Below are 14755 nucleotides of genomic sequence, written 5' to 3'. Positions count from 1 at the left end.
TAAAACTCTTGTTATTGCCCCGCATATAGCATATAACGTTGTATAATGGGATTTAGTGTTTAGATGTGGAAACAAAGAAATCAAATAATGCAGATTTAGAGAACAAGCGTTGGATAAGATTTGTGCTTGGTCTGACAGTGGCATTGTCTGTTTTCTTTGTTGCAATAGAGTATTCCACACAAGGGGACGAGGACAAACAAGCGAATACGAACCTACTGAAAGACCTGAAATTACATGACCAAGAGATGCTGCCCGCTATCGACCAAGAGAGTCTGGCGAAAGAGAAAGACGATAAAGAACCTACTCTGGAGGACATGCTGAACGTTAAACGAAGCGAGACTCCGCAAAAGGTTACACCGCACGAAGTGGGCAATACAGAATCGAACGACGACAGAACGGCTGCGCCAAACATCAGCGACACGCCGATACTGACACAGCAGGAGAGCAACCTGCCTGACCCTACCAAGGTGGAAGAGGTGGATAAAAAGGAAACCAACAAGTTTACAGACGACGATGCCGATAAAAGAATAGAACGCTACGACGACAAAGTCAGCAAGCGCATTCTGTCTGAAACGCCTACTCCGCCGGGCGGTTGGAGCTTCTTTATGACGTGGCTCACCAAGAATATAAAGTACCCCGACACTGCCAAACAAGCAAAACAGCAGGGCACAGTAAACGTTACCTTCATTGTAAACACTGACGGAACAGTGGGCGACATCAAGATAAAAGAAGCAAAGAATACCGATTTTGAGCAAGAAGTATTGAAAGTTGTGCGCACAATGGGCAAATGGAAGCCCGGCATACAAAATAATAAACCTTGCAAATCGTTATTAGAAATACCCATCGTGTTTAGTTTGTAAGCAGCAATTACTTGCTTACAAGACAATAAAAAAATAATTCAGATAGTAAAAAAACATTTCGATATGTACACATCTAAGGAACTTTTGGAAGTTGTAAACCATTATTTAGACAGCCTTGCCTACGACCGTAAGCCGGCCGGCCTATACGAACCCATTAAATATGTATTGCGTTTAGGCGGCAAGCGCATACGTCCTACCCTTATGTTGTTGAGTTACAACCTGTACAAAGATAATCCGAAAGATATTCTGTCGGCAGCCTGTGCATTGGAAACCTATCATACTATACGCTTTTGCACGACGACCTCATGGACAAAGCTCCGTTAAGACGCGGACAACAAACCGTGCACAAGAAGTGGAACGACAATCAAGCCGTTCTCTCGGGCGACTCTATGTTGGTCTTGGCTTACGAACGATTGGCTAAATGCGACACGAAACATCTTGAAGCAGTCCTACATCTCTTCACCGAAACGGCATTGCAGATAGGCGAAGGGCAGCAATACGACATGGAATTTGAGATGCGCAACGATGTAACAGTAGAAGAATACATCGAAATGATACGCCTTAAAACCAGCGTGTTGCTTGCTTGTGCTACAAAGATGGGGGCTATTTTGGCCGATGCAAGCAAGGAAGATGCAGAGAACCTGTATAAGTTTGGCGAACAAATAGGACTGGCTTTCCAGCTCCAAGACGATTATCTCGATGTGTACGGCGACGTCAAAGTGTTCGGAAAGAAGATAGGAGGCGACATAACATCGAACAAAAAGACTTATATGCTCATCACTGCTTTCAACCAAGCAAACACCGAACAGAGAGCCGAACTCGAAAAATGGATAAACAAGAGCGACTTCGACACCGAAGAAAAAATTGCTGCCGTAACACGATTGTACAATGAAATAGGTGTAGATAAACTTGCAAAAGAGAAGATGGACTTCTATTACGAGCAGGGAAAGAAGTTTCTCGATGCGGTAAAACTGCCCGACGAACGCAAGGAAGCATTGGCAGCATACGCCGCAGAAATGATGAAACGTCAAAGATAACTTCTGTCTTACCTTTAATCACCGTTCCTTATATATGCCGTACAGACGTTTACCGAAGACCGATGCAGCCCGACTGAAAGCACTGAAGACGTTATTGGACAACAATGATATTTACACCGTAAGAAACAAATTCATTGATTGGAAACTGATAAATAGTGCTCAGCCGCTTCACGACCGTTTGCTTACAGCCACCGAACAATATAGAATATCGATGTCGGCACAAGTCAGGAATGCAAAGAAGATGGACGGTTTGCAGTATCGTGCCGGTATGTATCTCAGCCATTTCATACAAGTTCTGCTGATGTCGGTAGAGCGTGGAGAAATAAAACGGAAGCAACTGACACTCTACGGACTAAGCGAAGATGCAACATCGCTGCCCAATATAAAGTCTGCCGATGGGCTGTTGCTATGGGGACCTAAGATTGTTGCAGGCGAAAAAGCAAGGGTAAAGCAAGGAGGAAAGCCCATTTACAACCCTTCGATAGGAATGGTGGCAACGCATTTCGATATTTACAACGAAGCCTATACGGCACAACGGAAATTGCAAGAGCGCACCGGCAAAGACAATCAGGTAATGGTAAAGCTGCGTCCGACTATCGACGACCTGATTTTAGAGCTGTGGAACGTTATAGAAACCCACTTTGCAGACCTGCCTCCTAAAGAACGATACGACCAATGCCGTAAGTTTGGTGTCATATATTATTATAGAAGGAACGAGCAAAAACTGTAACAAACGAAGACGGTAGAAACAGCAAGCGACTATAAAAACAAAGATAAAACATAGCAATTGATAAGAATATGATAATAGATACACACACTCACTTAGACGGAACAGAATTTAAAGAGGACATTCAAGAGGTGGTGGAAAGAGCCAAAAGCGTTGGTGTTTCAAAGGTTTTTGTGCCTGCAATCGACTTAAACTCTATCGAATCGATAGGCAATATCTGCAAACTGTTTCCCGGTTTCGCTTATCCGATGTTGGGCTTGCACCCCGAAGAAGTGAAAGCCGACTATCGGGAAGTGCTCGAAAAGATGAAACCGGTGCTGCTTGCAAGCAACGACTACATTGCTGTCGGGGAAGTCGGATTAGACTTTTATTGGAGCAGGGAGTTTGAAAAAGAGCAGTTGGAGGCTTTTGAAGAGCAGGTAAAATGGTCGGTCGAAACACGTTTGCCATTGATGATACATTGCAGAAAAGCGCAAAACGAAATGGTTAAAATACTCAGAAAGTATCAAGACCGGTTGCCGGGAGGCGTTTTCCACTGCTTTACGGGGAACGAAAAGGAGGCGGCAGAGTTGCTGACATTCAGCAATTTCGTGTTGGGAATAGGCGGAGTACTTACTTTCAAGAAGGCAAATCTTCCCGAAACATTAAAGTCTGTTCCGCTCCAACGCATCGTTCTCGAAACCGATTCACCCTACATGGCACCCGTTCCATTGCGTGGAAAGCGCAACGAAAGTTCGTTCTTGGTGCATGTTGTAGCTAAATTGGCAGAAGTTTATAACACAACAGAAGACGAAATCGGCATACAAACGAACAAGAACGTAGAACGGATATTCGGCTTCTGCTAAGTTCGGAATGCGCCATAACTTTACATCTATACTTGCTTATGGTTGCTCATTTCCACCTAAAAGGCATTTTATAGATAGCCTTTGCCAATGCTGTAATACAAGCAAAAGCTATTCAAAAGAACTCTATACCGCATTGAGCCTTTGCCGTAAATGCAATGAAAAGTACAGTTATCGCCTTAGAAAGAAGCCAACGTAAATACTAAAAAAATATTCGTTCGGCATAGGAAAGCCGGTTAAGCAACCTATCTCATAGATGTATTCCAAGTAAGTTCACCACTGAAACCGCGAGAGCTTTTCGTTTTAATATTGTAAAGATAATTCTGTTAAAAAGTGATATAATCGCTTTTGCGTTGCGAAACCGTAGGTTTTGCGTTGTTAAACCGTAGGTTTTACCGTGCAAACCTACGGTTTTGGAATGCAAAACAATAGGTTTTGTAATGCGTTGATGGCGAGGTAGTTACGTAACAGATATTCTTGCGAAAAATGTTTACACTTTTATTGCCTGTTTTTCGTCCATTTAATAAGTTGTTACTCGCAATATTCTGTTTGTTTCTAAATTTGATATAAGATGTTAATGGCAGAATGTTTATGCTTGTAAATTTTGCAATATCATATTTTTTTCGTACCTTTGCACAGAATTTCGTCTATCCTGACGGAGTTTGATACCATATTAATTTTGGAGGTATATTTTATCTAATGAGACAACTTAAGATTTCAAAAAGTATTACCAACCGTTCCAGCGAGGCACTCGACAAGTACTTGGTGGAGATTGGACGTGAACCAATGATTACCGTTGATGAAGAGATTGAGCTTGCTCAGGAAATTCATAAAGGCGGCAAAAAGGGCGAGCGGGCAAAGGAGAAGCTCATTAAGGCGAACTTGCGCTTTGTGGTTTCCGTTGCCAAGCAATACCAACATCAAGGTCTCTCGCTTACCGACCTTATCGACGAAGGCAACATCGGGCTTGTCAAAGCTGCCGAGAAGTTCGACGAGACACGCGGGTTTAAGTTCATCTCATACGCAGTTTGGTGGATTAGACAAAGCATTTTGCAGGCCATTGCCGAACAAAGTCGTATTGTACGCTTGCCGCTGAACCAAGTAGGAGCAATCTCAAAGATAAACCAAGTTACCAACGAGTTCATTCAGAAACACAACCGTCGTCCTTCTATTCATGAGTTGGCAGATATGACCGGCATAGACGAGGCACGCATTCGCCAAAGTCAGAGCGCGGACAATCACCACATGAGCATTGACGCTCCATTCAGCGACGACGATGATAACTCTATGAGCGATATGTTGGCATCGGGCGACGACTCGCGAACCGACCGCGGTGTAGACTTCGAATCAATGTCCGACGACCTTAAGTCGGTGTTGCAGAACACGTTGAAAGACCGTGAACGCAAAATCGTAGTCGAATGTTTCGGTATTGGTTGTCAAGAGAAAGGGTTGGAAGAGATAGGCACGGAGATGCAGCTTACACGCGAACGTGTGCGCCAAATTCGTGAAAAGGCAATCGAAAAAATCCGCTTGAGCGGTAATGCACGGGTGCTGATGAAGTATCTCGGTTAAACTTAAAATTTATCGGATAGCCCTCGTCGAAGGGCTGAACATTCGGAAATAAACCCCATCGCTTGTACGGCGGTGGGGTTTTCAGTTATGGAAAAGTCTGTTTTTATCGTTAGTTTTTTGTGCTACTTTCTTGTTCTTTCACTGAAAATCACTATCTTTGCAACAGTTATTACCGTTGTGCAGTACTCGTGCAGCGGTAACGACACGACGGAACGGCTGTAACAACGTTCGCGAAACAACAAACGGAAAAGCAAAAATAACAATCATAAACAAATAGAAAAGCATCTCGTCTGCAACGTCGCAAACCATGTTGAAGCGCAGAAAGATGAAACTTTTAACAAACAGATTAATGGAAGAATTTGAACTCATTGCCAAAACCTTTATGGGACTTGAGGAGGTTTTGGCTCAAGAGCTCACCCAACTGGGTGCTAACAACGTGCAGATTGGACGACGAATGGTGTCGTTCACGGGAAACAAGGAAATGATGTACCGCGCTAACTTCCAGTTGCACACCGCAATAAGAGTGCTGAAGCCAATCGCACACTTCAAGGCAAAGAGTGCTGAAGATATGTACGATGAAGTGAAAAAGATAGATTGGAGCAAGTACATTCTGCAGGGAAAGACATTCTCGGTAGACTCGGTGGTCTACTCGGAAGAGTTCAAGAACTCACGTTTTGTTACCTATAAGGTGAAAGACGCCATTGTAGACCAATTCCGTGAAAACACCGGCACACGCCCGAACATCTCTGTCAGCAACCCCGACATTCGTCTGAACATACACGTTGCCGAAGACAATGCAACCCTGTCGCTCGACTCAAGCGGCGAATCGCTGCACCGACGTGGCTACCGACAGGAAAGTGTGGAAGCACCATTGAACGAAGTGCTCGCAGCAGGTATGATACTGATGACCGGCTGGAAGGGCGAAACCGACTTCATCGACCCTATGTGTGGTTCGGGCACGTTGCCCATCGAGGCTGCACTCATCGCACGCAACATCTCTCCGGGCATCTTCCGCAAAGAGTTTGCGTTCGAGAAATGGCCCGATTTCGACCAAGAACTCTTCGATATGATATACAATGACGATTCTCAGGAGCGAGAATTTGAACACCATATCTACGGTTACGACATTGAAATGAAGGCTGTGAACACGGCAAAAATGAATGTAGCGGCAGCAGGATTTACAAAATACGTTACCATAGAGCATAAAGACTTCAAGAATTTCACGCAGCCCGAGCAAAAGAGCATCATCGTGATGAACCCTCCTTACGGCGAACGCATCTCTACACCGAACCTCTTGGGCACCTACAAAATGATTGGCGAACGTCTGAAACACCAGTTTATGGGAAACGAAGCGTGGATTTTGTCTTACCACGAGGAGTGTTTCCGCGAAATCGGACTGAAGCCAAGCATCAAGATACCTGTGTATAACGGTTCGTTGGAATGCGAGTTCCGCCGCTATCAGATGTTCGACGGCAAGCTGAACGACTACCGTGCAGAAGGCGGCATCGTGAAAACAGAAGACGAAAAGCGCGAAATGGCGCAGAAACACCGCTTCAAGAAGAACCGCGAATTTAAGAAACGACTCGACGAAACCGAAGAAAACGAAGAGGGCGACATACGCTCTTTCACCTTCCACAGCTTTGAACACAACATCTCGATAGGTGGGAAGAAGTTTGAAGACGGCAAGCGTGGCGGACGCAAAAACTTCCGCAACGACGACCGATTTGGCGACGAGCGTGGCTCATTCCGTGGAAAGAAGAAGTTCGACGGTAAACGATTTGACAAAGGAAACAAAGGCGGAAAGTTCCGTAAAAAAAGTAATTATAATACAGATGAAGACTAAAAACCTAATCGTAAGTGCAGGATTGGTAGCAGCTACTTTAGGTCTTGCATTGCCTACCAACGTTATGGCACAGAAAAAATTCACACTCGAAGAACTCAACTTCGGCGGTAAAAACTTCCAAAAGATGCGAGCAGAAACCCGCTACACCACGTGGTGGGGCGACAGGCTTGTGCGTTTGGACAAAGACCGTTGCACAATCGTAAACCCAAAGACGCTGAAAGAAACCACGCTCTTTACGCTCGAAGATATAAACGCAATGGTGGCACAGGGCAATGACGACAGCAAAGTGCGCTCGCTCTTCCACGTTTCTTTCCCATACGCCGACCGTCCGGTGGCTCAAATCGCAGCGGGAAAGGAAATAATAATGCTTAATTTCAAGACCAAAAAGATTGAAAGCACAATGAAGAGTGTTGCCGGCGTTCAGGCACAAGACTATAATAAGGTGTCAGGAGCAATGGCATACGTGCTGAAAGACCAACTATACGTTACCGATAAGAACGGAACGACAAAGCAACTCACCACCGACGGCTCACGCAACATCGTCTACGGGCAAGCTGTTCACCGCGATGAGTTTGGTATCAAAGGCGGTTTGTATTGGAGTCCGTCAGGCAATCGCTTGGCATTCTACCGTATGGATCAAAGCATGGTAACCGATTTCCCGCTCTTTCACATTCAGGAAGTAGACTGGAAACCTGCAAACGGCGAGTCGCGCATTGCAACTCCCGAACCTACAAAATACCCTATGGCAGGCGAAACATCGCACAAGGTAACCGTAGGAGTGTATGACCTCAACACAGGAAAAACTGTTTATCTTGACGCAGGCGACCCTACCGACCGCTATTTCACCAACATACAGTGGAGTCCGGACAGCAAAACCATCTATATGTTCGAGCTTAACCGCGACCAGAACGACTGTCGCTTGGTGTCTTACAATGCCGAAACCGGCGGCAAGATGGCAGAATTGTATCGCGAAACCGATGCAAAATATGTGGAACCTTCGCATCCTATACTCTTTTTGCCTTGGAATGCCGACGAGTTTGTTATGCAATCGCAGAAAGACGGCTACAATCACTTCTACCTATTTAATAAGGAAGGCAAGCAGCTGAAGCAGATTACGAAAGGCAATTGGGTAGTTATGGACGTGCTTGGCTTCAACAAAGACGCAAAATCCATTATCTATGTGTCTAACGAATGTAGCCCGATACAGCGCAATACATGGAGCGTGAACGTTGAAAACGGCAAGCGCACCCTCTTGGACAATGGGCGTGGCTACCACTACGCAACGCTCAGCGGTGGCGGTAAGTACTTGGTAGACAACTATACAGAACCTACTGTGCCACGAAAGATAGACATTACCACCATCGGAACAAAGCCGACGATTAAGAATTGGCTTACTGCGAAGAACCCATGGGACGGTTACAACGTACCGGAGTTTACCTCCGGCTCGCTGAAAGCCGACGACGGCACCACCGACCTCTATTGGCGTATGGTGAAACCTATCGGTTTCGACCCGTCAAAGAAGTATCCAACCGTGGTTTATGTGTATGGCGGACCACACGCCCACAACGTCGATGCGAGCTGGAACTACGGTTCGCGTTCGTGGGAAACCTATATGGCGCAGAAGGGTTACTTGCTTTTCATCATCGACAACCGTGGTAGCGAGAACCGTGGCAAGGAGTTCGAGCAAGCTACTTTCCGCCAACTCGGACAGGTAGAAATGCGCGACCAGATGCAGGGCGTGAAGTTTTTGAAGTCGCTGCCATACGTTGATGCCGACCGTATCGGCGTTCACGGCTGGTCGTTCGGTGGTTTCATGACTATCTCGCTGCTCACCAATTACCCCGAAACCTTTAAGGTGGGTGTTGCCGGCGGCCCTGTTATCGACTGGAAGTGGTATGAAGCCATGTACGGCGAACGCTATATGGACACACCGCAAACCAATCCGGAAGGCTATGCAAAGACTTCACTCCTACCAAAGGCAAAAGATTTGAAGGGCAAATTGCAGATTATCACAGGTCTGAACGACCCTGTTGTATTGCCACAGCATTGCTACACCTTCCTCAAGGCGTGCATAGCAGCAGGAACTCAACCCGATTTCTTCGTGTATCCGGGCGAGCCTCACAACATGCGTGGACACCAAAGTGTTCACTTGCACGAAAGAATTACACAGTATTTTGAGGACTATTTGAAGTAAGTTTTTGAACAAACGAAACATAAAACATAAACAGAAACCCTTCTGATAAGGGGGAAAAGAAGTGCTTATGAGAATATTACTGTTAGGTAGCGGAGGGCGTGAACACGCCTTGGCTTGGAAGATTGCACAGAGCAAGAAGTGCGAAAAACTGTTCATTGCGCCGGGCAATGCAGGTACAACCGACTGTGGCGAGAACGTAGCCATCGGTGTGAAAGAGTTTGAAAAGCTCAAGACGTTTGCCGTGGACAACGCTATCGATATGGTAGTAGTAGGTCCTGAAGACCCATTGGTGCGTGGCATATACGACGAATTTAAGCACGACGCCCGCACTGCCCACATTTCTGTCATCGGACCGTCGAAGGCTGGGGCGGTGCTCGAGGGCAGTAAGGACTTTGCCAAAGGCTTTATGCAACGCCATGCCATTCCTACGGCAGCCTACGCAACATTCGACGGCACAACCGTAGAGGCAGGACTGAAATTCCTCGAAACGCTGAAAGCTCCCTATGTGCTAAAGGCTGACGGCTTGGCAGCAGGCAAAGGCGTGCTCATACTGCCCACTTTAGACGAGGCAAAGCACGAATTCAGGCAGATGCTCGGCGGTATGTTCGGCAACGCATCGGCTAAAGTGGTCATCGAAGAGTTCCTTTCCGGCATCGAATGTTCGGTGTTTGTACTCACCGATGGCACGAACTATAAGCTGCTTCCCGAAGCAAAAGACTATAAACGCATCGGCGAGGGCGACACAGGACTCAACACCGGCGGTATGGGAAGTGTGTCGCCGGTGCCTTTTGCCACTGCGGAATGGTTGCAGAAGGTGGAGAACCGCATCATAAAACCTACCGTCGATGGCTTGAAAGCCGAAGGTATCGACTACAAAGGCTTCATTTTCTTCGGACTTATCAACGTAGATGGCGAGCCGATGGTGATAGAATACAACTGCCGTATGGGCGACCCGGAAACCGAAACCGTGATGTTGCGCCTGAAGAGCGACATTGTAGACTTGTTTGAAGGCGTTGCCAACGGCACACTCGATAGCTGTAAAGTGGAGTTCGACGACCGTGCTGCCGTTTGCGTTATGTTAGTCAGCGGTGGCTATCCCGGTGCTTACACAAGAGGTTACACCATCAGCGGGCTCGACAGCGTAACCGATTCGGTGGTTTTCCACAGCGGAACAGCCTTGAAAGACGGGCAGATTGTAACCGATGGGGGGCGTGTTATAGCCGTGTCGTCTTACGGAACAAACAAGGAAGAAGCCCTTCTCAAGAGTTTCACCGATGCTAAAAAGATAAAGTTTATAGGCAAAAACTTCCGTAGGGACATCGGTCAGGATTTATAAAAACTACATTGGCAAGTAGTGTTTATACTCAATTGCCACAATATTTGAGTCTGTTTTTCAGTCAGTATGCCGGCTTTGGGAAATGATGAAAGATGCCGAAACAACAAGAAAGCGGCGTAAATATAGTGGTAAAAACAAGAATGAGGCAATAGGATAATGCGTAGGTGTTTACCCCAAAGAAGCATAACGGTAATAACAAATATAAGCAAATGCGTCCTAATGACTGATTGGGGTTTAATTTAGAATACCTACTTAAAACAGAAAAGCGGTGCGCAAACGACTACAAAACACAATTGCTGAAAGCCGATGGACACTCACCGTAGTGTCTGTCCTTACGACTGCTGTGTGGGCAGTAGTGTGTTTTAACAACTTGTCGGTTATTGCGCCCTTCCTCTGCATGCTCTTTTCCACCTTTCTAATGATGGAACTGAACAACGCCAACGCCCTCATACGCATCTACAGCCGTATGGTGTCGTGTTGCTATATGGTGCTTACCACGATGCTACTTTCCAGTTTGTGTCGATGCGTGCTGCCAGTGTGGTGCTCTGCATGGTAGGTTTCTACACTTGCATTTTCCGTTGCTATCAAGACAAACGCTCGCCGGGGTGGGTATTCTACGCCTTTCTCTGTATGGGTTTCAGCAGCATTGTGTGGGTGCAAACCCTTTATTTTGTGCCCATTGTGTGGGTGTTGCTTACCACAAAGCTGTTAGCTCCCGGTGTCCGCAACTATGTTTCATCGCTTTTCGGACTACTTTTGCCCAATCTTGTGGCATTCGGCATCTTGCTTTATCGTGGCGAATGGCAAATGGCAGTGCAGCATTTTGTCGAACTCACCAATTTCGGCAGCATTGCCAACTATTTGTTGCTATCGGTCAATCAGATAGTAACAGCATCGTGGGTAATACTCTGTGCCATCATCGGCACGGTGCACTATCTGCGCAAAAAGCGTTCCGACAGCATTCGTAATCGCATGCTTTACAGCTTTTTCATCAACCTGAACACCGTTTCCATTGTTTTTCTATGCCTGCAACCGCAGCATTTCGATGCCCTCCTCGGCATGGTTATCGCATCAACTTCGCCTCTGATAGGGCACTTCTTTGCGCTGACCCACACCAAATTCACCAATTTTACTTTCAAGTTTCTTACCTTTGGCACCCTTGTCATCACGCTTTACAACCTCTTTCCTTATCTTCTTCGATAAGGCGCAGCCGTGTTTATGGCACAAAACAGCCTTCCCGATACCACGTTTTTTCGCTCTGCCGTTGCAGAGGTGTGGTTTTCGCGTATAGAAATTATAGGCTTTTCTAGATATTCTAGAGTTCCTAGAGATTTCTAGGATTTCTATTATAAGATTAAACACTATCCTTGATTTTGTAAAAATAACTTCCTTTAAAAAACGACAATTTCGCTTTGGCGTTGCGAAAGCGGCTGTTTTGCGATGCGCATGTGTGCAGTAAGGCAGCAGAGTAGGGGAGGCTCGGCTTGTAAAACACAAAAATTTGCAAAAGAGGGGCATAATTAATCGCTTCTTTTGGGTGTATCGTTAAATTGTCGTACTTTTGTATCTTGAATATCAATTCTGTGCAGACAACAAACGTATGGTATTAAATTATATTTGGATAGCGTTCTTTCTGATTGCTTTTGCCTTCGGAATTGTAGGCTTGATGATGGGCGACACCACGCTGTTTCAGAAGATGGTGGACGCCACTTTCGACTCGTCGAAGACGGCGTTCGAGGTATCGCTCGGACTGACGGGGGTGCTTGCGCTGTGGCTCGGCATCATGAAGATTGGCGAAAAGGCAGGCATCGTGAACCTGTTGGCGCGACTGTTGAGTCCTATTTTCACTAAGCTGTTCCCCGATATTCCTAAGAACCACCCCGTTATGGGTTCTATCTTCATGAACATAGCTTCCAATATGCTTGGGCTTGACAATGCCGCTACGCCGACAGGACTGAAGGCAATGGCGCAGATGCAAGAACTAAACACGAAGAAAGACACCGCTACCAACCCCATGATAATGTTTCTTGTGCTGAACACAAGTGGACTTACCATAATTCCAACTAGCATTTTGGCGTTCCGAAGTGCGAACGGTGCAGCACAGCCCACCGATGTTTTCATTCCTATTTTGCTTGCCACGTCGGTTGCTACGATTACCGGAATCATCGTTACCTCGCTTTGGCAGCGCATCAATCTGTTGCATCCTGTGTTGCTTGCCACTATTTTCGGACTTGTCGGTTCGGTGGGATTGGTGATTTGGGGCTTCGGTCAGATGGACGAAAGCACCATGAACACGGTAACATCGGTGGCTTCCAACCTTATATTGATGTCGATAATCGTTATTTTTATCGGTGCCGGACTGCTTCGGAAAATCAATGTTTACGATGCTTTCATCGAAGGAGCGAAAGACGGTTTCGCCACTGCCGTGCGCATTATCCCTTATCTTGTTGCCATACTCGTAGGCGTAGGCGTGTTCCGTGCTTCGGGTGCGATGGATATGTGCATAGGCGGCATACAGTGGGCGTTGGAACAATGCCACGTGAATACCGACTTTGTGGGTGCTCTGCCAACTGCGCTGATGAAACCATTGTCGGGCAGCGGTGCACGCGGACTGATGCTCGAGGCGATGCAAAACTATGGTGCCGACTCGTTTGTGGGCAGGTTGAGTTGCATCTTCCAAGGTTCTACGGACACCACATTCTATATACTTGCTGTTTATTTCGGCAGCGTCAGCATACGATATACACGCCATGCCGTTGTTTGCGGCTTGCTTGCAGACCTTGCCGGCGTGATTGCGGCAATCGGAATATGCTATATTTTCTTCTAAACAGAAACGAAACAAAATGGCAAACTTAAAATCATTGGCAAAAGACACGGCTATTTATGGACTCAGCAGCATTGCTGCACGCTTCATAAACTATCTTTTAGTGCCGATACAAACAGCCAAATTCAATGCTGCCGGCGGACAGTACGGCATCATAACAAACGTATATGCCTACGTGGCACTGCTGATAGTGTTGCTTACCTACGGCATGGAAACCACCTTTTTTCGGTTCATGAGCAAGGAGGGAGAGAACCCCGACAAGGTGTATGCCACCACGTTGAAGATGGTGGGAGCTACTTCGCTGCTGTTCATGGCGGTAGTGATACTTTTCAATCAGCCCTTGCGGCACTCTTGGCTATGCCGACCACCCCGAATACATTATGATAATGTATGTTACGGTGGCGATAGATGCCTTTGCAGCCATACCTTTTGCCTATCTGCGGTGCAAGCACCGACCCATAAAGTTTGCGGTGCTGAAGATGCTCAACATCACTTTCAACATCGTGTTGAACTTGCTTTACTTGGTGGTATTGCCTTACTTCAAGCTCAATCCGTTCGGTATATACGATGCAAACTTCACGCTCGACGTGGTGTGGGTGTTCTATATAAACTTCTTCTGCACCGTTGCCACCTTGCTTTTGCTTTGGAAAGAACTGTCAGGCATACGCCACAGCTTCGATATGGGCACGTGCAGGCGTATGCTGGGCTACACTTTCCCGCTTCTGATAATGGGTTTGGCAGGACAGCTGAACCAGTGTGCATCGCAAATAATCTTCCCTTACGCTTTCGATGGCACAGCCGAAGAGGCACGAACTCAGCTCGGCATCTACGGCGCATGTATAAAAATAGCCATGATAATGGTTATGATAACGCAGGCTTTCCGCTACGCCTACGAGCCGTTTGTGTTCGGAAAGTCGAAAGACAAGGACAATAAGGACACCTATGCAAAGGCTATGAAGTTCTATATTATCTTCACTCTGCTGGCTTTCCTTGCCGTTGTGGGCTATATGGACGTGCTTCGCTATGTGGTGGGGCGCAGCTATTGGGAAGGCTTGGAGATAGTACCGATTGTCATGGCAGCCGAAATAATGTTCGGAATTTTCTTTAACCTCAGCTTCTGGTACAAACTTACCGACCGCACAATATGGGGTGCGTACTTCTCCGGCATCGGTGCTGTGGTGCTCATCGTCATGAATATTCTGCTCATACCGCATTTCAGCTATTGGGCTTGTGCGTGGGCAGGCTTCGTTTCCTACGCCGTGAGCATGGTCGTAAGCTACTATTTCGGACAGAAGTATTACCCTATTGCCTATCCGATGAAGGAAATTCTGTTCTATATAGCGGTGGCTTTGGTGCTGTTTGCAGCCATTACGGCTTCCAACAAGTACTTGCCTACGTTGTTCGCACTCGCTGCCAACACGGCTTTGATACTTGTTTTCCTTGCTATTATCGTCAAGCGCGATTTCCCGTTAAGCAAACTTCCCGTCATCGGAAAACGGTTTAAGAAATAAGAAAACACT

Annotated in this window: 8 protein-coding genes and 3 pseudogenes; all 11 read left to right on the top strand. The window is 46.5% G+C overall.

Annotated elements, in window-relative coordinates:
• Positions 1-65: 65 nt before the first annotated feature.
• The 11 genes and pseudogenes from JCM15124_RS02755 to JCM15124_RS12950 all read left to right on the top strand — a co-directional run bounded on the left by JCM15124_RS02755 (position 66) and on the right by JCM15124_RS12950 (position 14746).
• Positions 66-860 (top strand): energy transducer TonB, encoded by a 795-nt coding sequence (locus tag JCM15124_RS02755; RefSeq protein WP_024998197.1) that lies wholly within the window; start codon positions 66-68, stop codon positions 858-860.
• Positions 861-923: 63 nt separating this feature from the next.
• Positions 924-1897: pseudogene (locus tag JCM15124_RS12960) on the top strand (polyprenyl synthetase family protein).
• A 34-nt stretch (positions 1898-1931) separates the two neighbouring features.
• On the top strand, positions 1932-2627 hold the full coding sequence (locus JCM15124_RS02745) for a hypothetical protein (protein WP_024998196.1): 696 nt from the start codon (positions 1932-1934) through the stop codon (positions 2625-2627).
• A gap of 68 nt (positions 2628-2695) precedes the next feature.
• The gene (locus JCM15124_RS02740) at positions 2696-3469 is read left to right on the top strand and encodes a TatD family hydrolase (protein WP_024998195.1); all 774 of its coding nucleotides are present in this window, start codon (positions 2696-2698) and stop codon (positions 3467-3469) included.
• 696 nt (positions 3470-4165) lie between these two features.
• Positions 4166-5038, top strand: coding sequence for a sigma-70 family RNA polymerase sigma factor (locus tag JCM15124_RS02735; protein WP_024998194.1), 873 nt, complete (start codon positions 4166-4168; stop codon positions 5036-5038).
• 349 nt (positions 5039-5387) lie between these two features.
• Entirely contained in the window at positions 5388-6881 is a 1494-nt protein-coding gene (locus JCM15124_RS02725) for a THUMP domain-containing class I SAM-dependent RNA methyltransferase (RefSeq protein ID WP_024998193.1), read from the top strand.
• A complete protein-coding gene (locus JCM15124_RS02720; protein WP_024998192.1) occupies positions 6871-9075 on the top strand; it encodes a S9 family peptidase in 2205 nt (734 codons plus the stop codon). The genes JCM15124_RS02725 and JCM15124_RS02720 overlap by 11 nt, the downstream gene beginning before the upstream one ends.
• 67 nt (positions 9076-9142) lie before the next feature.
• On the top strand, positions 9143-10411 hold the full coding sequence (gene purD, locus JCM15124_RS02715; protein WP_024998191.1) for a phosphoribosylamine--glycine ligase: 1269 nt from the start codon (positions 9143-9145) through the stop codon (positions 10409-10411).
• Between the two features lie 268 nt (positions 10412-10679).
• Positions 10680-11614, top strand: a pseudogene (locus tag JCM15124_RS12955) (hypothetical protein).
• Between the two features lie 397 nt (positions 11615-12011).
• Positions 12012-13238, top strand: coding sequence for a spore maturation protein (locus JCM15124_RS02705; RefSeq protein WP_024998190.1), 1227 nt, complete (start codon positions 12012-12014; stop codon positions 13236-13238).
• A 16-nt stretch (positions 13239-13254) separates the two neighbouring features.
• Positions 13255-14746, top strand: a pseudogene (locus JCM15124_RS12950) (lipopolysaccharide biosynthesis protein).
• Positions 14747-14755: the final 9 nt, after the last annotated feature.

The organism is Prevotella falsenii DSM 22864 = JCM 15124, assembly GCF_000613945.1.
GTDB lineage: Bacteria > Bacteroidota > Bacteroidia > Bacteroidales > Bacteroidaceae > Prevotella > Prevotella falsenii.
Note: the sequence above shows the minus strand (reverse complement) of the source record. Positions and strands in the feature narration are given on the sequence as shown.